Raw genomic sequence first — 21,058 nt, forward strand, 5'->3', positions numbered from 1 at the left:
ATGCTACACAGTATCTACAAATGTTGGATCTGTTGGCAAATAGGCTAATAAGGAACTTTTTCTAGCCGGTCTGCCATAGGCATTTTCTTTGCTATACGTAATCACTAGCCGTTCTTTTGCCCTCGTTAAGGCCACATAGAATAATCGTTTTTCTTCATCGATGTGCCCCTCTTTCACCGCCATATAGTTTGGGAATTGTCCTTCATTCATGCCCGCTAACCACACATAATCAAATTCACTGCCCTTTGCTTGGTGAATGGTAATAATAGGGATGCGTTGTTCCTGTTTAATGCGACAATCCACTTCGCCAGCGGTCAAGGCCGCTAATTGCAATATATACTGCAATCGATCATGCCCATTCATCGCCGTATTTGTCTGTTCTAACCGCTCTAATATGCGGTATAAATCACGAATATATTCGACGCGTGCCATTTCATGGCGTTCTTTATAATAATCAATAACGCCCATTTCATTCATAATATAAGCCAATAAGCTCGTAGGCGCCTCACTTTTACTTTTACGCGCCAAGGTCGCCATTTGTGAAGCAATGGTGGCAAAGGCATGTTTATACTTGGCAATGATGGCCATACGTGTTGCCTGGGTGGGCACAATATTGTGATCCACCATATACACCAATAGCAACGCGGTCGCCATAATATCATCGTACGCATTGTGACTTGGTTTATGAGAAATGGGAAATACTTCGCTCAAATAGCCGAGTTTATGATTCGGTAGGTCTGGATAGAAACGCCGTGCCATCGCCAACGTATCATAGACGGCCATAAAATCGGGTTCTCCTAGTTGATGACGATAGAGTTCACTCGTTAAAATGCTCACATCGTAATTCACATTATGGCCCACAATCACAGCGCCCTTAGAAAAAGAGGTAAACGCTTCTAGGACAACCGATGCCTCCTCTCCATGGGTAGCTAAATAGTCGTCGCTAAAGCCATGGACCGCTTCTGAATCACCTACGGACTTGGGAGGCTTGATAAAGCGTTCAAACTTGTCTAATACCTCTCCTTGACCATTAATGCGAATCGCTGCAATTTGGATAATGTAATCCTTCGTCGTATCGGTACCCGTACTTTCCACGTCATAGACAATCACATTGCCTTCCTCTAGGGCGGTCAATAATTTGGCATACGGTTCTTCTTCAAAAATGGGCATTTGTAAAAAGTCCGTAATCGCTATCCCCGCTTGGCGCACTTCGTCACGTTCGATGTCCCGTAGTCGCCCTTCGCCGATGCCTTTCACATAGCGTTTCATAATCCGCTTGGCACTCAACGCATCGTAGGGATTTATCAGTAATTTAAAATAAGCCATCACATCTTTGATTTCTTGACGGCGGAAAAATTTAAACTCGTCGATGATCATAAACTGTCGCTGATCGCCCTTAGGTGTATCTTCATTAAGTTGTGCAAACCGTCGGCTTAGGTCTTGGGCCTTTCGATTGTTGCGCACCAGTACACACGTGCGCGCATCCTTTGGCAACTTTTGAATCGAATGAAAGATATAGGCCCCCTCTTCTCGTTCCGATCGCGCCTCATGAATCATGATGGGCTCTCCATCTTCCTGGCTCGCTGACCGTGGCATCACATCGTATATGGATCCTACTAGGTCAGGGAACATGACTTCCAGCGTTTGAAAGGCGGCGCTAAATAAGGTCCGATTGGACCGATAGTTTTCATAAAAAATAATGGATAGGGGCTGAAAGTCACGCTGATAGTCTCTAAGTAGCTTGAACGGATTCGATCCGCGCCATTCATAAATGGTTTGAAAATAATCCCCACATAGTAAAACATGATTACCTGGCCATAGTTGGGACATGACGCGATACTCCAGTTCGCCCGTATCCTGCATTTCATCTACTGCAATATACGAATAGCGTCTCTGCCACCGTTCTCGAATCACTTCATCCTTAAACAAGCGATGCACGAGGCTTACTAAATCGATAAAATCTACACCATGTACGGCTTGTAGAGCTGTTTCATAGGCTATGAGTATATCTGCCCCTTGCTGGCGAAACTGCTCACGATCCTCTTTCATAACAAGACTGTCGGCGCCACCAAAATAGGAAACGATTTTCAAGTATTCCTCTTCATAGAGCCGTTCAATCGTTTTTCTATAATCTTCTCGTGCATCCTCCGAATCATAGTCATACAGCGACCGATATTCCTTGATACACATGATAAGATTTTGAAAGTCCATCTCTTTCATCCGTGCTGGTTTTAATGGTTGCCATAACTCTTTACAATCTTCTTCATCAAAGATGGTAAAATCTGATGGTAGCATTTCATTGAGACGCGCTTCTTCTCGTAAAATTTTATAACAAAAGCTGTGGAATGTACTTACTTCCACAGCTTTTGCATCAATGCCCACCAAAGATTGTATGCGTTCTTTCATCTCATGACACGCCTTGTTGGTAAATGTCATACAAAGTATCGCCTCTCCACGAGCCCGTCCAGAACGAATAATGTGCGCCACTCGATAGGCGAGCGTATTCGTCTTGCCCGTACCTGCTGACGCCAACAATAATAGATTGCGATCGAGCTCTTCTACCACACGGCGTTGTTGTGCATTGATGTTCATCATGACCTCCTAGGCATTAGAAATTATGTTGTAACCACGTAACAATAACGGGTAAGGGGCCCAAAGGCGCCGTTAAGAGCCAACTCAAAAAACTCATATCCACCGCAGTGTGAGAAACATGATTGACCCCTAGATAAAACAAATAGCCTACCGCCACATTCAACACAATTCGTTTTATCGTATAAAAAGCGATTTTAATCAGCAAGGCAATCACCACAATAACTGCGATGACGGCCAGCGTAGGATTCGCTAGTAATTCTTGTACAGTAGCATTCTGAGCCACTAACGGATTCGATGCTACCAGTGATACTATATCCATAGATACCTCACATTTCTTGACGATTGACTACGGCACCGCCTAAGGTTAATTCATCGGCATATTCAATGTCGCCACCTACAGGAATACCGCGCGCAATGCGTGTCACTTTAATGCCACTCGGTTGTAGTAATCTAGCCAAATACAACGCAGTCGCTTCCCCTTCCACGTCGGGATCCGTCGCTAAAATGACTTCCTCTACGGTGCCATCGCGCAAACGGGCAATGAGTTCTTTAATGCGAATATCATCGGCCCCAATGCCGTCCATAGGCGACAAAGCACCCTCTAACACATGATATAATCCTTTATAATCGCCACTTCGTTCAATGGCGATTACATCGCGTGACGTTTCTACTACGAGAATCGTCGTTCTATCACGCCGTTCGTCGCTGCAAAATTCGCAAGGATCTTGCGATGACAAGTGAAAGCAACAGGAACAACGATGGGTGGCCGCCTTAGCTTCCACAATGGTATTCACTAGTTGATCTACCTCATCCTGTTCCATTTCTACCAAGTGATATGCCAAGCGACGTGCCGACTTAGCGCCGATACCAGGGAGGCGTCGAAATTGTTCCACTAACCGTTCTAACGAATTTGCTGCCATATTAGAATAAACCACCTGGCAAGTTCAAACCACCTGTTACTTTCCCCATTTCAGAGCTTAACAAGTCATCAATTTTCTTACTTGCTTCATTAATCGCCGCTTTTACTAAATCTTCCAACATTTCTACGTCCTCTGGATCTACGGCACTCGGATTAATGGTTAAGGATTCAATCATTTTTTCCCCATTCATCACTACGGCTACCGCTCCACCGCCAACAGACACTTCTACAGTACGTGTTTTAAGTTCTTCTTGCATCTTCTTCATATCTTCTTGCATTTTTTTAACTTTTTTCATCATACCTGCCATATTTCCCATATTACCAAACATTATTTTTCCTCCTGCTCATCATTAATATATTCTTTATAAATATCATAATCCTCTGCTGAAAAACATCGTAGTGTTTCTACTAACAAGGGATTTTGTTTCTCTTCCTCACTCATGTGCTCTATATCCCATTTTACTCGGGTCTCTGCCTCGTCTAGGTTCGTCACCTTACTATCCGTAGGTGATGCATCTTGCGCAAAGCTTTCTACCATCACTTCGCTAGTAGGAGGCGATACCTCTTTTTCCACAGTCTTCGTCGGTTTTCGCGTAAGCCGTGACGCCATCTGCTCTGCCGCCTCTACATAGGCCTTAGACGGTGCTGCGTTTACTGTATCAGTGGCTGCACTTCGCGCGTTCATAGCCTCATGGGCCGCTCTTCGATACCCTTGGTCTTCCTCCGTGCCAGCACCGATGACCTCCATCGTAATCGGATACTCGAGTATTGCGCCAAACGCTTCCGTCGCATCAGCTATCATCTGTTCCGTGGAAGCCATCTTGATATTAAAATCACTGTTAAAGACGATGACCACACGGCTCGTATCCACATAGACCACTTGCCCAGACCGATAAAATCCGGCACACATATTTTTTTTGTGGCACTGCATCCATTGTAACACTTTGCCATGAATGTTTCTATATTCATCTGTGCGAACAATGCCCGTCCCAATCGTCACACCTTGCCCCGTACTCGTCACACGAAGTGTCGATGGCGATTGTTTCTGTTCTATAGTGCTCGTACGCGCCTTAGGAGGTGGCGTACGATACGCAGTCTGTACAGTATCTATCGGTGTAGTAACATCTACCGAGGGCGTTTCGCCCTTCGTCGTAGTGGCTGAGGGGGCCACGTCTGTCGCTATTACTGTATGGACCTCTAGAGGCGGTGTGCGCCCCACTTCTGGTTCTGTCACGCCCGCTTTCGCTACCGTATTAGGTGCTTCACCCGTCCTGTGAAAGCTTGCTCCATGTCCAGTCGCTTCATGCACCGCTCGCCTTTCACCTGGACTAGACGGTGCGGCCTCTACTTGCGCTTCCAAAAGTGCCACACGATTTAGCAGACTTTCATCACGTTTCTCCGCCGTCCGTTCTAATACAGATACTCGTGTTTCCATAGAATCGTCATAGGTCGCCACTTGTGAACAGAGCACCAAAAATCCCATTTCCACAATTGTCCTCGGATTATCCACTTGTTTTGCATCATTTTGAATCCTCTGCAAAGCGCGAATGTAACGATTGATGTCATCCACCGTAATCGCCTCACTTTGTGCAAAAAAAGACGATTGCCATGTGTCATACACTTTAATCTCATCCGCCTCAGGCATCACCTTAGCGATTAATAGCGCTCTAATATGACGTATGGAGGCCTCTACAATCTGAATCGCATCACGCCCTTCTACGAGTGCTTCTTGGATACACCGTAACACTATAGCGCCATCGCCAGCACATAGCGCATCAAAGAGCGTCAAAATCCACTTCTTACTCACGAGCCCCATAATACTTTCTACCACTTGCGGTGTAATCGTATCTGTTGCCATACCGGCACATTGATCCAATATACTTAACGCATCACGCAAGCCCCCATCGGCATGAATCGCTATCAACTGTGCCGCTCCCTCGTCTAAGGGAATCGATTCTTGCGCCGCCACATAGTGTAACCGCTCTGCAATATCATCCACCGTAATCCGCCTAAATGTGTAGCGTTGACACCTCGACAAAATCGTAACCGGTAATTTTTCCAATTCCGTAGTGGCAAAGATAAACATAATATGAGCTGGCGGTTCTTCAATGGTTTTTAACAACGCATTCCACGCTTCCGTCGTCAACATGTGCGCTTCATCAATGATATAGATTTTCTTACGCCCCTCTACGGGCATAAACTTGATCGTTTCCCGCAATGCGCGAATTTCATCAATACCTCGATTCGAAGCCGCATCAATTTCGAATACATCCATCGCCTGGCCTTCTAAAATTTGACGACACGATTGACATTCATTACAAGGATGATCGGTAGGACCTTGTTCACAATTAATAGCCCGTGCAAAAATCTTAGCCATACTCGTTTTCCCCGTTCCACGAGGGCCTGCAAATAAATACGCGTGGGCCACTTTATCTTCACGAATGGCTCGCATCAACGTATCGCTCACATGATGTTGTCCCACCACGTCGGTGAAAGTCTTAGGTCGATACTTTCTATATAATGCAATATACGCCATGCTGCCTCCTTCCTAACCGCTATGCCTGTATCTGTCCATGCATGGGGCTACTCTACTCATCGATGAAGCGCCCTCTCTACGTCATCAACTGAATCGTCTTCTAATCAAATTATACCACTACATAGCCGCATATACCTAACACAGGGCCTTCAATTCTCGTTCCCACACATTCACATTGTATCGCTTTCAGTGCTTACTATACCTAACACGGTAAAAGTATCCATCATCCACGATATCCTCATGATATTCTTTTCATTCCAAACGATATGATCATACAAAGAATTTCACGAATCAAAGCGCCTATCCTACGTGCGTTATCATAGATAGTATCATTGCTTTACTGTCAGCCATACTCACTAGCCTACAATGAACTGCGTCATAGGCCCTAGTTTCTTAGAATAAAAGCCTCTCGCCCACATATATACATCAGAAACAGTCAAAATTCTGTCATACCAACTTTCATTGCACGCTGATAACACATCATTGCTAGTACGCACCACTTCACACGCACACGATCCTATGCGCCACTACTGCTAGATCGTATATAAAAAAAAGCAGCCTTCATGACTGCTTAGCCGCTTGTAGCACTCGATTATGACAGCCCTCTGGAGTTCCCATGGCACATGAAAGTAACTGCTTAGTGCTGCTACCTCTCAGTCCTGACACGATTCACAGGCTCCCATTGCACGGGGCCAAAGAACTGCCATAATCCAATGCTATAAGTATTTAGTGTTATCATTATACTATATATATACCATAATGACAATATTTCCATTCCATTTATTCTATGCGCATCTTAGTAGTCAACCATCTGTGACACAAACTGCTAGCGATGGATAAAAAGGACTTCCCTGTCTATTCATTGGGAAATGAAGTATTAGGTCAGTCCTATATCTATACCCACAATATGCTCTGTTAAGAACGCCTTTACAAACGTCATTAGTAGCGTTATCTATACTCTAACATACGGCGCTAATCGACGTCCTATCTCTTCGGTAACGCCATCGAGAAAGGCATAACGATTACGATATTGGTTCCGCTTTTGTGATTTAATCTCCTCTAAACTCTTTCGCATTTCTGTAACGGGTATATCATAAAAACGCACATCATGCGATACGTGACCGCCTAATTCTTCCCAAAATGGATTAAAGCGAATCAATTTATGGCGATTGCCACGAATCATATGGGTATTCGTATAAAAGCCCTCATCGGACACAGCTTTCATTCGAGTAATCCCCAACACGGTAGCCAATTGACGTAGGATAAAGAAAATAAAATTCTTAGGTCGATAGCCATACATTTTTTTCGTTGCCTGTTTCGCCTTGTCTAATCCATTCGGATACCCCTGAATCGTTCCCACATGTACTACGATTTCTGATGTTTCTAGATCCTTTTCAAAGCGAAAATTGATATGATACAGTCCTTCGCCGTCAATCGTCAAGAGTAACGATAACAAACCTTCCTTGCGCTGCCCTGGTATATACACCAAATTTGCTTGCATGCCTAACTCAGATGATTCCCAAATAGTAATGCCCGCCGTTTTATCTTCTTCGGCTACATCCATATACCCTATATCTCGATACATCTGTTGAATGCCTGCAGTAGAAAACAATTGCGATAATGCATCGAAATGATCTTGTATCCCTTGTAACCGTTCTGCGGCAGAAGAATTGGCATAGAAGAAAATACGATTGATCACTTCTTCTACTTCTATATGCTTTTCTAAAAAATCTGGTAGTGGCGCATAGTTTTGAAAGTAATTAGTAAACGCTTCAACTTGCTTTCTATTTTTAATCGACCGCAACACAAATAGCCACCGTCGCCGTCCTTCACGCCAGCTACGATTGCCATAAATCTTCATCGCCACGTCTTGCTGTTGCCGTATATACCCCACTACAGTACCTCCTATAGATGCTTATCTAACTTGTTACTACGCCTACTCTAGTTGCGACTTCTATTCTAATTCATATAGTATACTATATTTTCAACTAAATTTACACACCGATCTATGTTCATGCTGCCCACAACCTCTACCGTCGTCACCACTGGCAACATAGATTTCTAGCCATAGATAGGACTGTCCTATCTATGCATCAAGTGATGTAAAACCCAATAGTTTGTACTACCCTATGATATCTACGTACATACCGATAGAACTGTAAAAACATCAAGACGTACACACTTCTTATCTACCATTCCTCTCCATGCCCTTATGACGTCGCTTTACATGTCCAGTGCTATGTCTTTTTTCATCCATACATGTGGCACGCCTTCATCGAAATCGATCGCCCCTTGTGGTGCGTAGCCAATCGATTCATAAAAAGGACGAGCTTGTACTTGTGCATGAAGAAGTAGAGTGATACCGCCCGCCTGCACCACTCGTTCTTCTACGGCTTGTACTATACACCGCGCCAACCCTTGCCCTCTATAGAGGGGTAATGTAGCTAATCGTCCTAGTATATACGCCCCACTATCACTAGAAAAATAGCGGCAGCAACAGGCCGCGACACCATCGATGTATAGAACCATATGAAAACTGGTCGCATCTATATCATCAAATTCATTTTGAAAGCCTTGCTCTTTTACAAATACGTTTGTGCGAATCGCCTTTTCATCCATTAAAACTCGCGTCGACTCTTTCAGTGTAATCACCATATGGAATCCTTTCGTAGCCCCTATAACAGATTACCTATTCACCGATGGCACGACTAACTGACTTGTTTTTCATGGTGTCGTTGGTAAAAATCTACTAACAATTCACAAATAGCGACCACGTCTTCTCCATAACATAACAAGCGATATCTTCCATCTTTGCGTTTTTCAATAATTTGTTCCTGTTGTAATAATTTTAATTTGCGATTCAATTCAGTAGGACTTAGCAAAGGAATGGCACTTAATATATGTGAAAAAGACTTGCTCTCCTCATGTAAGGCTAATAAAATTTCTGGTACCCATTTTAACTTAACTAATCCATGTAATAACTGAAAGCCCGCTTTAACTGTACCCATCGAAATCACCTCTATTGATTATGCTATCGTTACTACGCCTTAGCTCTAACTTTAGAGGTTCTATATAATATACTTATCTATAATCATTATTTATTATGATTATAATATATTAATCCATTTCTATAAAAGGATATCCGTCATTTATCTATAATTTTTTAAGATATACCTATACTTTTTAGTCATACTTATTAAAAATACTCTTTGTAAAAGCTTTTAAATAATAATAATTATTATTTAGCAAATTACAAATCCTTTGCTTATTGTTATTCCCTTCATGATAAACACTTACAAAAATAGGGAATACTGTTCGTTCTTATACTTCAACTATATCGATGTTTACTAGATTTTAATCTATTGGCACTTCAATCTAACGGACTAATTTTCTTTACCAAGGCAGATGATAGCTAATTATATTAAATTCTCATTTTCTTACTCTACTTGATAATGAAGAAAAAATCTTGTATAATACAAGCATAGATAGCGAAAGATCTTACGTTATACAAATTCAATCTATATACGTACTGTAAGTACAGTACAAGTACACAAGTGTGTAGAATAGATGATGAAAGCTAAGTAGTTACGATAGATGATTAGCAAGTGCTGATGATATAACTATCTAAGAGATGATGATATTAACTATATATATGTACGCAAGTGCGTATATCCAAGTAGATCTATAACAGCAAGTGCGATTATATATGCTCTAGTGAGTTCTTTCTACTTTCTATGAATCAAGTGATTGTATCAATACTATATACATATAATGGCAAGTGCCTCTATACATAGTGTCAAGTGATCGTATCAATTTCTACCAAGTGGTTCTATACATAATGGCAAGTGCCTTTCTACTAATTTTGCTCCAGTGAGCAACCTATGACAAGTGTCATAGTAATTTTCCTACTAATTATTAGCAAATTGCTCTAGTGAGCAGGTACCGACGAGTGTCTATATAAATAAACCAAGTGCGTGTTATCAGATAACTCAAGTGAGTACTATGACAAGTGTCTAGACCAATTCGTTTTCACAGTATGTAGAAGACATACTATATATAGCAAGTGTATATCTAATGGATATCTATGTGGATGTCATACTAGATAGCAGGTGCTACTAACAAGCTCTCTACCGTGTACAGTCATCAATCTACTGTACCATCGTACGCATAATCGGTATGTGTACGCAACTAAAAAGCCTAGTATACCATTGAAAATTTCAATGGCATACTAGGCTTTTTAGTATATGTCATGGAAAAGTACCTCGGATAGGTACAAACCACGTATCTCTAACATATATAATATATGATTGTACAATCCAGATTAGACAACTCGATTCCCACACGGGAGTGCCCTGTAGGGAGTAATTTGCATAAGTATGATGATTCTTGTATCAATTCATAGAGTTTGATGTATAGCGCATTTTATCCTATAATCCCCATTGTATAGAGTGATTTCATAATGATGATTGTTCTTTTACCAATTCACGGGATTAGATGTATAGCACGTTTTGTCCTATAACCCTCATGGAACTAGCACATACGCCCTACTATGAATGTTATTTCACAGTAGGGCGTATATCATTTATTTATTCTTTTCTTCGCCTGCAGCTAAGCATCGTTGTAATTTATTCAACAATGTTCGTAGTTGGCGAAATTCTTCTAACGAAAAACCTTGCACGCGTTCATTCATCTGTTCTGGCACTTTTGCTGCTACCTTTTTTAAATCAATACCAGCTTGTGTAATCGTAATATCTACAACACGTTCATCTTCACGAGAACGAGTACGTGTTAATACACCTTTTTTCTCTAATTTTTTTAACACCGGTGTCAATGTACCTGAATCAAGTGATAATCGGTGGCCCAAGTCACGAACAGAAAGTGATTTCACTTCCCATAACACCATCATAACAATATATTGAGTATATGTTAAATCAATGGCTTCTAAAAATGGACGATACGCATTTACCACATCTTTTGCCGTTACATATAGCGGAAAACATACTTGATTTTCTAATAATAATATTTCGTCTATTGAAAACTGTGTCAAATCAAATAATTCATTTTTCATATTAAGGTCTCCCTACCCTACTACAGCTCCTACTTTTACATACACTTGCATTATTTTATCATATATGACAATTCTAGTCAATTTATAGAGAAATACGTACGAGCTTTCACACAACTAGTAAGCATCATTGGTATACCATACATCCCCTATGCCCCACTCATCAATGTTATCTCCTTAGTAGACGGCGCATGTAACTACGAAGCCAGCACGAGTCGATTCTAGCTTACAACACTAAATCCATACTACTACGAGGTTGTACATAAAAGAATACCCACTAGCGTATGTCAGTATGGTTTACCATTTTACGTATTCTCTCTTTTATTATTATATAATTAATTACGATACATGTGTTATTATCATTAGTTATATCTCACTCATCCAACGGTGTAGCACATTGTTTTCTAGCAATAGAGTGCTTCCTCATCCCTCTTGTCTTGCTATGCTTAGCATCTACCACGCCTATGATGATAAAGATACCTATATAGTGCTCGCTTCATGGCAGGTTACTGCAACAGGCACATGATACTCGACAAGACCTACCGCTAAAACCCGACTCGATTATGATACGCAAGACCATCGGGACCGTTACCGATGCATTACCACGAACAAACTCTCTATCCTAATAGGTAAGACGTGGTCCATAGGCTATCATAAATTATCTCTATACACCTATGTATAGAATGAGTACAATAAAAGTAATGTACAATCAGATAGATTGCTAGTAGCCATGCGAGATACGCTTCGTATACTATGTAAGGTCCATGCACGTATGTACCAAATAGGTGGCTACTGGTAGCAGTAATCGACTGGATATAGTCGAACACGATACGCGCATACGTCACATAGGGTAATTGATTTAGGTGGCGACTCTATTCATGTTACATGCTTTCTAGCTACCGCATGAGCTACCTAGAAAGCATATGCTGTACTACAACCTTCAAATTCAGCTATATAGATATGACTTATATAGCGTTACACTACACCTAAAGGAGTGATTCCATTGGAACCATGGAAACGCATGGTATATATTTGTTTAGTCGGTGCTTTTTTGATGTCTGTCGGCATCAGTCAGTTTGCACCGATTTCGCCCCTCTATTTTCATGAGTTAGGCGTAAAAAATCCTGAAGAAATGAGCTTGTGGTCTGGCCTTGCCATGGGGATTACCTTTATCATGTCCGCCATAGTGGCTCCCTTTTGGGGGCGTCTAGCCGATCGAAAAGGACGAAAGATTACGCTCCTTCGCGCTAGTTTCGGCATGTCCCTATGCAATATCGGATTAGCCTTTGTACAAACACCAGAGCAAATCATTCTAGCCCGTTTTTTTCAAGGCCTTGTGAACGGATTTTTTTCTGGATCCGTAGCTCTCTTAGCCTCGGAAGTGCCAAAAGAGCATACCGGTTGGTCCTTAGGTATGCTCACTTCTGCCAATCTTGCCGGCTCACTCATAGGCCCTATTATCGGCGGTTATATTGCCAGCGCCTTTGGCATCCATATCGACTTTTTAATCATCGGTATATTGATGGGTATCGCCTTTCTATCCACCTATTTCTTTATCCATGAAGATTTCACGCCAGCAGCGGCAAAAGAAAAACAATCGCTCAAAACCTTATATACCCATATTCCTAATTTTAAAACCATTATCACCTTGTATATAGCCGCCTTAATCTATTCCATGTGCGTCATGTCCTTACAACCGGTGATGACCGTCTATATTAAAGGCATGGTGCCAGCAAACACGGCTAACATCGCCCTCATTTCCGGTGCCGTTTTTTCCATTATGGGCGTGGCACAAACCATGAGTAGTTCCTATCTAGGTCATATGATTGATCGCATTGGGCCTCGACGCATTCTATTAGTATCTCTCGTCTATGTAGGCCTACTAACGATTCCTCAAGCCTATGTGACAAATTATGTGCAATTAGGCATACTGCGTTTCTTACAAGGTCTCGGCATGGGTGGGCTCTTACCGTCGCTTCACACCTATTTATCCTCATTGACACCTAAACAATTCTCCGGCCAAGTGTTCGCCTATAACCAGTCCATGATTTCCATCGGCTTCTTTCTCGGCGCCGTCGGAGGTTCCACCATTATGGCCAGCTTTGGCTTTACAATCCTCTTTTGGGTAAACGGGATTTCCTTTGTCCTCGCCGCTCTTTGGATTCTATTGAAAGTCCGATAACCAAGTCTATGTCCCTATCGCTCTTCTCTAGGACTTCATAGACTATGACAATTTCATGCATCCATTCCATCTTTCCATGGCTGATAGTTTTGACTTTATAGTGTAACATATTCCATACGCATCTAGCACGAATCCATGTATGGCCTATCGTCCATCGCATACAAGAAATACTGCGGATAAAATCGCCTGCTATGCCACTTCTCACGATGCATGGCTTTCATAATGACACGTATAGGGTGTACAACAAACGGCTACCGAGTAAATTTTTTAATTTTTCCCATGATGACACGTATGTGGTGTATAATTTTCATCTGCCACAATCGCCCCTGTTATAACTTGTTCTACCACCGCATCAGCATCGCCTGTGTGACCTGGATATACGGTAATATTTGCCGCCTTCAACGCCGCTAGCGCTGGCCCACCAATACCTCCGCACACCACTGTATCGATGTGATGATCCACAAGAAACTGAACCCGTGCTGTATGACCTTCTGCCTCTACATCAAATACACAAGACGTCGTACTGCGTCCGTTCTCTACTTCATACACCTTCCATTGTTTCGATTTACCAAAATGTTGAAAAATCTGTCCGTTTTCATAAGTAACTGCAATCTTCATAAAATCCTCCTTATCTATCTCCATAGTAACTATCTATCCATTCCTCATGAAAGTATCACTCTACTATCTCTATATGCCTAAGAAACACTGATTCATAGTAAGATATGTAAAGATGCTTTCTACAGTAGCTGTTAGATAGTAAAGGCCTTCGTCAAATGACATGACACATCTTAGAACTATCGCCCTTCTTGGCCATAAGCCTACTATATTCTATACACATGCCATAGCTCTTCACATCCATACAGTAATCATCTCGCGCCCCTACATCGAACAGTAGGCGTTATGGTCCATAAACCCATCCTATTCCTTTGCTACGAACCAACTATCTATCATAAGTCGTACATAGCCCAGAAGCCACATAACTATGCAGCTCCTGGGCTATATTTTATCTATGAATAAAGAACAGGTCTATCTATATAGCTGCCTACATAGCACTCTATATCATCCCTTGTTACGTCCATCATCCTAGTCTATAGGCCTATTAAATATCCGGCATAATACCATATAGCCAAGGTACATTATGGCGTTTCGCAAACATCCGCACATTCCATGACCATTCTACCAATTGTGCTACATGCATGCGAATTCTAAATAAATCGTAATTTGTGAACCATGCAGTAGCGCCTTCAAAAATAGGCATCCGTGGCGTTGCCATCGGGTCGCTATCCGTAGTGGCAAATCCTGGCCCCACTGTGAAAGCACGAGTAAAGCCCGTATCATGCACTGCCCGTTTCGCATCTTCATTATATCGCCCTTGTGGATAGGCTACATATTTTGTGTCTTTATGCAAAATATCCTGTAAAATTGCTTTAGCATGAATTAAATCCGCTACGGTTTCATCATAACTAAACGTATCTAATGGCTTGTGTGCATATGTATGGTTTTCAATATCAATACCATGCGCCTGTAATTCTTGTAATTGTGCGGCCGTTAAAAACCCTTTGCGGTTCACATCTTGACCAATCATAAAAATCGTCGCTTTAAATCCATATTCTTTCAAAATCGGATACGCCACTTGGTAGTTATCTTCATAGCCATCATCAAAGGTGATGACAACTGGTTTCCATGGCAACGATCCGCGTCCTTCTAGATACGCTTCTAATTCATCTAAGCTAATCGGATGATAATCTTCCGATTTTAAATATTCCATTTGTTGGCGGAAATGCTCAGAATGCAATGTTAAAACGCCGGCCCCCGTATCTGCTACTTGATGATAATTTAATACGGGAATACCGCCTGCATAGTATTCATAGGAATGGGTCCACGTATACGTGATCCACCCCACAAAGCCGATGATTATACCTATAATCACAATAATTATTACTTGTAGTGCTTTCACTACATAACACCTCGCAAGAAATCTTACTGATTAACGATAGCTAAAATAAATACGGTAGATAGAATACATACAAATCCAACCATATCAAGTATGGTAAATGTATTACCTAATAGCCACCATCCCAACAACGCCGCTGAAATCGGTTCCACCGACGACAATATAGATCCTTTCACAGGTCCAATACGTCGAATCCCTTCCATATAGGCATTGAAAGAAACAATCGTGCCTAACCCAACAATACCGCCCCATACGGCTAGATATGTCATCATATCCCATTCGCCACCAGGTCCTGTAGGTCTAAACAACAGATAGGCGGCTAAACTACCGATAAGCATGGCCATGCCCATAATCGTAGATGTGCCATAGCGCTGCAAAATACTGATAGGCTGAACGCTATAAACGGCAATGCCTACCGCTGATAATAGACCCCATAAGACGACAGATACATTTAACGCCACTAACGTGAAACCATTATGAAATACAATTGATAAGGTTCCCAAAAATGCCAGTATCACGCTAATCATTTCACTTCTTCTCGGAATTGCCCTATATCGAATTAACAAATATATAATAATCAACGTCGGTCCCAAGTATTGAATCACCGTAGCAATGCCCACGCCTGCAGCACCAATGGCTCGAAAATAGGCATATTGACACATGGAAATGCCAAATATAGAAAATATGGCGGTCTTTTTCATATCTTGCGGATGACGTAGTAAATCCTTAATCTGTTGCGGCTCTCTATATACACCCCACGCCAAGGTGATGAGGCCCGCCACCAACAAACGAACCGTCACAAGCCATTGTAAATCCACGTGGCGATAGGCATGAATGAACTGTACCGATGTGCCCGACAATCCCCATAACATACCGCCTAACAGTGTTAAGATAAATCCAATCCACGTACTAGGTATCTTAGATAAGATCCACATGAACTTTCACCACTACCTTTCTAATAGGTATCGGCCTATTATGTGCCGCTATCAAAGGGCGATGCCAATCGGCAGGGTAAAAAATCGCATAACACCCTTCCTGTAGATGTACACGTGCCTCATCGACTAGCTCTGGGTCATAAAAGTATAAGTCCCGCTCAGGATAGGCGTGAATCGGTTCTATCGTTGGTTTTACCCCTATGTAGCCGATTTCTTCTTCCCCTGTCACCATGTATTGAATATCAATATACTTACGATGTGCTTCTGGTTTGCTCTGCTCCCATAGAAGTGTATCTACATCATCTACATTCGCATACATCAGTGAACCTTTTTCACCTTCTAAATTATGTCGTCCTCCCTCTAGGGATTTCAAATCTGTATGTTTTAAAAAATCTAATGCGCGTACAATCGCTGGCGCATAGCCAAACTGTCTGTAATCAATGGCAATCGATTGAAATATCATCGTATTCCTCCTTACTGAACTATTACTTAGTATTATAGCACAGTAAAATCCATAAAATTAGTGGCACCATGTAACACGCAGCATCCCTATCTTCTGTATAAAGCCAAAAGTGTCTTATATAAACTATAGTTTGCTACTTATCACAACAAGACTACATCTAGGAATTGACAGCCATTTCTAACACGGCACTATTTCACAGCGGATACGAACGGCACCGTATTGGCTATCCCGTCCGTATCACCCTTACAGAGCTCTGGTACTTCCGCTTCAAATCGACGTAACGCCTCGTTACACTCGTCCTCAAACCGACGATGTAAACTATCTCGTAAAGGCCCATAGTTCCATTCACTCGATTGACACACTGTATAAATGGCACGAATCATAGGGCGATCCCAGCGCCACGTATCCACCGAGGCGAGTTCCATAGCCCCAGCCTCTTTAGAGGCCTCTGTAAACATATCTCCTATCGCAAACGCACCATATTGCACCGCACGACTCCAAATCACATCTTGCATGGTATGTGAATGATGCTCCCTATGAAAGCCCAGTGCCGCCAAGCATTGACACGCTGGATCATAGTACGTTTCTTGTATAAAGTCATGTTGCATCAGTAAAAAATCGGTTTCTCTTTCAGTGCCCAATCGGCGCCATAGGTCATTAAACGCTTCACTTGTCACTGGATATAGACGTAGCTGATCTCCCACTGTACGATACGCCTTATTTTCATGACGTTCTAGCCACTCAATAAATCGATCTACACTCCCCATAGTACTGGATAATTGATAGGCGCCATAGGATACGCCGCCCGCATCACCTACGCCATCACTAATACATGCTGGATTGCCATTACTTTCATAATGAGCTGATAAATCACCTAACATAGTTACCTCCTATCTAGCCCCTCATGTTCTATATTAGCAATCCTATACCTCTGTCAAGCCATGTTATATACAGAAAATCTCATAACCATATATGCCAATAGAGTAAGAGTGGTTCGTAGATGAAGTGCAATATGCACCATACCAACAAGCCACAAACACCGCCTACTATGGATCCATTAATGCGAATCCAGCTGAGGTCATCATCTATTTTGCTTTCCATGAAAGCGATGAATTTTTCTGTACTAAACCCTTGCAATACTTCACCAATAATAAGACCGAGCAAACTGTAACCTTGTTCCAACAGGTATAAGGAAATGCGATGCAATGTAGTTTCAATGCGTTTACGCAAGGCTTCGTCTTGGTAATGACGAGCCCAAATGGTCAAGATAATCTGTTCCACCAAGGTCGCTGGTGTGTCACCTTGTTCATTACCATTCATGATAAAGTCCCCTATATAGGGACATACATGCTCTTTTATAATCGATTCCCACGGTTGTCCTTCAATCCAACGCAGCCACGATACATCGAGAGCCGCACATACATCTCGATTGTCACCAAGCGATTGAATCGGTTCCACCCATTGACGTAACCAAACGATTCGTTCCTCATTATTTGGCTGTTTCCAAATTTCTAGCATGTCATACAGTTCATGGAGAATGGAATTAGCCAAATCATGGGGATTAATGATATCCGTTGCTTCTGAAAAAGATAGCAATAAATCGGAAAGGAAGTTATGTTTTTTCCGTTGCACTTCTTCATCAATAATGGTGGCTAACCAATTCACAATCGCCGGGTGCTGTATCTGTCGTTGTAACTCGGATAAGACTTGTACCACCATCGATTCATAGCGATTATGCTCGCATAAATCTAATAGTACATGTTGCAACGCTGGCACCAAAGAGCGCTCGCTCATCCATTGGCGAATTTTCTTCGACCCTAAAAAAGCCCATTCATCATAACTTTTCGCATGCCAAATGGCGTGAATAGTCTGATGTAACAGTAATCGCAACGCCCGTTGCCCCGATTCAGTCATCAAGTACCGATCCAATATCGGTAAAAATTCTATATGGCGCACCATACTTTCACAACGTTTTTTCGTTAAAATCTTGCTTTCCACCATGGCTGTAATGCCACGAATTAAGCGATCCTTATTATTTGGAATTAATGCCGTATGATAGGGAAACCCCAACGGTTTACGAAAGAGGGCGGTCACGGCAAACCAGTCGGCTACGCTCCCGATAAGTGCCGATTGCACGCACCAATACAAGGCGTCAAACCAAACGGCGGTTGTAAAAAATTGACCTACAAACACCACTCCATACAACACTATATTAACGAATAATAGGGCATTGGCTCGCTTATGATAGGTGCTATTCTGAAAGTATCGTTGTATCATCGTATCACGACCTCTCGAATCAACTGGGCCACCACGAAAAACATACCGCCCAATACGGCCCCTACAAAGGATCCGTTAATACGAATCATTTGTAAATCATAATACAAGCGTGAACGCACCATATCCGTCATTTCTTGCGGTGTATAGCTCCTTAATTCTTCCTCTACAATGCGATCAATGATAGGACGTACCCATTGTAATACGCTTACCAATCGCATGAGTAAAAAGCGTTCAAACGGTTCTTTTTTACTTTCATCATCGGCCATACTACTCGCCATATGGCTCATACTATCTAGTCCCATGTCGATAACTCGTTGCCATTCAATGCGATTTCCATCAAAAAACTGTCCTTGCCAGTGGTCGATGATATAGCGAAAAAATTTATCCTTATGGTCTTCTAAAAACTGTTGCCATTCTTCATTGGTTTCTAGTTTATTGAAAAAGTAAATGGAACGCCCCCATATGTACTGACCTAATGGGGAATCTAAGGAATCATGACGATCTAATAATTCTACGGCTTTACGTTGAAATAACCGTACTAAATAGGCTGGAGATAGACTATCGCCGCCAAAGGCTAACCCTAGTTCTCGCATTAAATAGCCTTCTGAATAGCGCTTTAAAATAGCACTCACAATGGCATATAAATAGGGATACACTCGATCCGATACGATAACTTGTTGACATGTGCGATTGAAATAATACCAAAAAATGGTGGCTGTCTTTTTTTCCAACGCACATCGACCAAATTGAATGACCAGCGGCGTAATGCGCCAATTTGTTACACTTGTAGCTAGTAAACGAGTCACTTCCCTGCGAATTGGTCCTAGTTCCATATGTGACAATACATGATCGGCAAGACTATGTAAAATGACACGCCCTTGTGCCTGTCCTTCTGAACTCACCACATATTGAAGTATCCGCTTCATAAGGCGTTCTTTTTTTATAATTTTATACATGTACGACACACGCAATATCTCTTCGGACAACATGCGCCGCGCTAATAGAATCAGCCGATCTTTACTGCGTGGCAAAATCGCTGTTTTATAGGATATACCCAAAGGTTTTGAAAATAAAGCCGTAACACCATACCAATCGGCTAAACCGCCAATCATGGCTGCTCCACTCATATGCATGATGAAAGCACCCCATACATACGCTTTATAGGGATAGGCTATCAGAAATATAACCGTCATGAAGAGTAATACAATGGTCGCCATGGGCTTATACTTGATCCGTTCTAGGCACTTACTCACCACAACTAAACGCCTCCCCATCTTGCTGAGGAATCCATAATGGAATTGATCCATAGCGCGCTTTAAAATAGGAGGATGGTTGCCATACAGAACCAAAGTAATGCATAGGCACTAGTAACTCCTTCACGCATACTCTATGTAAAAATTCCCATACGCCCCATTCGCGCGCCTCCTCTAGGCGAGCATCGACAGGAAACATAGCAATGTCTACTGACAATCCCGTAAGTGGTGCAAATTCTTTTAGCATCAACTGACGTGCTTCTTCTATGTTTTCTGGTGTATCGCCACTCCAATGCCACCAATTTAAATCGCCCGCATGAAAGATTCGTTTTCTACCTGTATCCACAAGAAATGAACCGCCCTCATCGGTGGACCCGTACATCGTAATCGTAACGTCATCTACGGTTATGGTACTACCCACTCTCATAGGTATTACCTCACCAACTGGTGCCGTCATAAATTTAGTAAGCGGTACGTCCTCATGTACAATATATCGATTTGCCGTTCCCTTGCTAATCACCTCAGCAATGGCAGGATTATAGTGATCCCCATGCACATGGGTCACAAAAAACCATAATTCACGACCTTGATCCGCCATGGCTTGTACATGCCCTTTCGGATCTTTATAAAAGTCGAATATATAACAACGATGGCCATCATCAATCATAAAGCCACTGTGATGTAAAAAATATAATTTCATAAGAACTCCTTATTGCATCCATACTACTTAGCTGCTACTCTATATACTCATCATCAATCTACCCCTATCTTGCATATCATAGAGAACATATTGTATATTGATACACCTATGGATAGAATGATTTATTAATTGATTAATATTATCATATTATTATACCATATCTGTGACCCTATATGCTGACA

The 21,058-nt window shown here is 42.0% G+C and carries 19 protein-coding genes and 1 other RNA gene; 1 reads left to right on the forward strand and 19 read right to left on the reverse strand.

The annotated features are described in order from the left end of the window. Positions 1 to 3 precede the first annotated feature (3 nt). From P6940_RS03235 to P6940_RS03285, 11 genes are all read right to left on the reverse strand, one after another. Positions 4 to 2,592, reverse strand: coding sequence for a 3'-5' exonuclease (locus P6940_RS03235; RefSeq protein WP_423839106.1), 2,589 nt, complete (start codon positions 2,590 to 2,592; stop codon positions 4 to 6). A gap of 16 nt (positions 2,593 to 2,608) precedes the next feature. Beyond that, positions 2,609 to 2,911: a hypothetical protein gene (locus tag P6940_RS03240; RefSeq protein WP_277293185.1), complete on the reverse strand. Its 303-nt coding sequence runs from the start codon at positions 2,909 to 2,911 to the stop codon at positions 2,609 to 2,611. A gap of 7 nt (positions 2,912 to 2,918) precedes the next feature. Then, a complete protein-coding gene (gene recR, locus P6940_RS03245) occupies positions 2,919 to 3,512 on the reverse strand; it encodes a recombination mediator RecR (protein ID WP_038114086.1) in 594 nt (197 codons plus the stop codon). A gap of 1 nt (position 3,513) precedes the next feature. Beyond that, positions 3,514 to 3,840 carry a YbaB/EbfC family nucleoid-associated protein gene (locus tag P6940_RS03250; RefSeq protein WP_028258285.1) on the reverse strand — a complete coding sequence of 109 codons (327 nt, stop codon included), beginning with the start codon at positions 3,838 to 3,840 and terminating at the stop codon, positions 3,514 to 3,516. After that, complete coding sequence (gene dnaX / locus P6940_RS03255; protein WP_277293186.1) at positions 3,840 to 6,047, reverse strand: DNA polymerase III subunit gamma/tau; 2,208 nt, start codon at positions 6,045 to 6,047, stop codon at positions 3,840 to 3,842. The genes P6940_RS03250 and dnaX overlap by 1 nt, the downstream gene beginning before the upstream one ends. Positions 6,048 to 6,403: 356 nt before the next feature. Then, positions 6,404 to 6,544: a hypothetical protein gene (locus tag P6940_RS03260; protein ID WP_277293187.1), complete on the reverse strand. Its 141-nt coding sequence runs from the start codon at positions 6,542 to 6,544 to the stop codon at positions 6,404 to 6,406. 102 nt (positions 6,545 to 6,646) lie between these two features. Continuing rightward, positions 6,647 to 6,746, reverse strand: an RNA gene (ffs, locus tag P6940_RS03265) — signal recognition particle sRNA small type. A gap of 253 nt (positions 6,747 to 6,999) precedes the next feature. After that, the gene (locus P6940_RS03270; RefSeq protein ID WP_277288197.1) at positions 7,000 to 7,941 is read right to left on the reverse strand and encodes a DUF535 family protein; all 942 of its coding nucleotides are present in this window, start codon (positions 7,939 to 7,941) and stop codon (positions 7,000 to 7,002) included. Positions 7,942 to 8,270: 329 nt separating this feature from the next. Beyond that, positions 8,271 to 8,702, reverse strand: a complete 432-nt coding sequence (locus P6940_RS03275; RefSeq protein WP_277293188.1) for a GNAT family N-acetyltransferase — start codon at positions 8,700 to 8,702, stop codon at positions 8,271 to 8,273. Positions 8,703 to 8,755: 53 nt separating this feature from the next. Then, positions 8,756 to 9,055, reverse strand: coding sequence for a winged helix-turn-helix transcriptional regulator (locus P6940_RS03280; protein ID WP_028258289.1), 300 nt, complete (start codon positions 9,053 to 9,055; stop codon positions 8,756 to 8,758). Between the two features lie 1,574 nt (positions 9,056 to 10,629). Continuing rightward, positions 10,630 to 11,115 (reverse strand): MarR family winged helix-turn-helix transcriptional regulator, encoded by a 486-nt coding sequence (locus tag P6940_RS03285; RefSeq protein WP_038152215.1) that lies wholly within the window; start codon positions 11,113 to 11,115, stop codon positions 10,630 to 10,632. 1,000 nt (positions 11,116 to 12,115) lie between these two features. On the opposite strand from P6940_RS03285, the gene P6940_RS03290 reads away from it, so the two are divergent. After that, positions 12,116 to 13,294, forward strand: coding sequence for an MFS transporter (locus tag P6940_RS03290; RefSeq protein ID WP_277293189.1), 1,179 nt, complete (start codon positions 12,116 to 12,118; stop codon positions 13,292 to 13,294). Between the two features lie 267 nt (positions 13,295 to 13,561). On the opposite strand, the gene P6940_RS03295 is transcribed toward P6940_RS03290, so the two are convergent. From P6940_RS03295 to P6940_RS03330, 8 genes are all read right to left on the reverse strand, one after another. Next, positions 13,562 to 13,912, reverse strand: a complete 351-nt coding sequence (locus P6940_RS03295; RefSeq protein ID WP_277293190.1) for a NifB/NifX family molybdenum-iron cluster-binding protein — start codon at positions 13,910 to 13,912, stop codon at positions 13,562 to 13,564. A gap of 481 nt (positions 13,913 to 14,393) precedes the next feature. Continuing rightward, positions 14,394 to 15,251: a polysaccharide deacetylase family protein gene (locus P6940_RS03300; protein WP_277293191.1), complete on the reverse strand. Its 858-nt coding sequence runs from the start codon at positions 15,249 to 15,251 to the stop codon at positions 14,394 to 14,396. Between the two features lie 23 nt (positions 15,252 to 15,274). Further along, positions 15,275 to 16,183 carry a DMT family transporter gene (locus P6940_RS03305; protein WP_277293192.1) on the reverse strand — a complete coding sequence of 303 codons (909 nt, stop codon included), beginning with the start codon at positions 16,181 to 16,183 and terminating at the stop codon, positions 15,275 to 15,277. Then, positions 16,167 to 16,646: a YhcH/YjgK/YiaL family protein gene (locus P6940_RS03310; protein WP_277293193.1), complete on the reverse strand. Its 480-nt coding sequence runs from the start codon at positions 16,644 to 16,646 to the stop codon at positions 16,167 to 16,169. Before P6940_RS03310 ends, P6940_RS03305 begins: the two co-directional genes overlap by 17 nt. Before the next feature lie 188 nt (positions 16,647 to 16,834). Beyond that, the gene (locus P6940_RS03315) at positions 16,835 to 17,527 is read right to left on the reverse strand and encodes a hypothetical protein (RefSeq protein ID WP_277293194.1); all 693 of its coding nucleotides are present in this window, start codon (positions 17,525 to 17,527) and stop codon (positions 16,835 to 16,837) included. 79 nt (positions 17,528 to 17,606) lie between these two features. Further along, positions 17,607 to 18,923 (reverse strand): DUF445 domain-containing protein, encoded by a 1,317-nt coding sequence (locus P6940_RS03320; RefSeq protein WP_277293195.1) that lies wholly within the window; start codon positions 18,921 to 18,923, stop codon positions 17,607 to 17,609. After that, positions 18,920 to 20,179 carry a DUF445 family protein gene (locus P6940_RS03325; protein WP_277293196.1) on the reverse strand — a complete coding sequence of 420 codons (1,260 nt, stop codon included), beginning with the start codon at positions 20,177 to 20,179 and terminating at the stop codon, positions 18,920 to 18,922. Before P6940_RS03325 ends, P6940_RS03320 begins: the two co-directional genes overlap by 4 nt. After that, positions 20,169 to 20,876, reverse strand: a complete 708-nt coding sequence (locus P6940_RS03330) for an MBL fold metallo-hydrolase (protein WP_277293197.1) — start codon at positions 20,874 to 20,876, stop codon at positions 20,169 to 20,171. The genes P6940_RS03325 and P6940_RS03330 overlap by 11 nt, the downstream gene beginning before the upstream one ends. Positions 20,877 to 21,058: the final 182 nt, after the last annotated feature.

This window comes from Veillonella montpellierensis (assembly GCF_947090115.1).
Taxonomy (GTDB): domain Bacteria; phylum Bacillota; class Negativicutes; order Veillonellales; family Veillonellaceae; genus Veillonella; species Veillonella montpellierensis.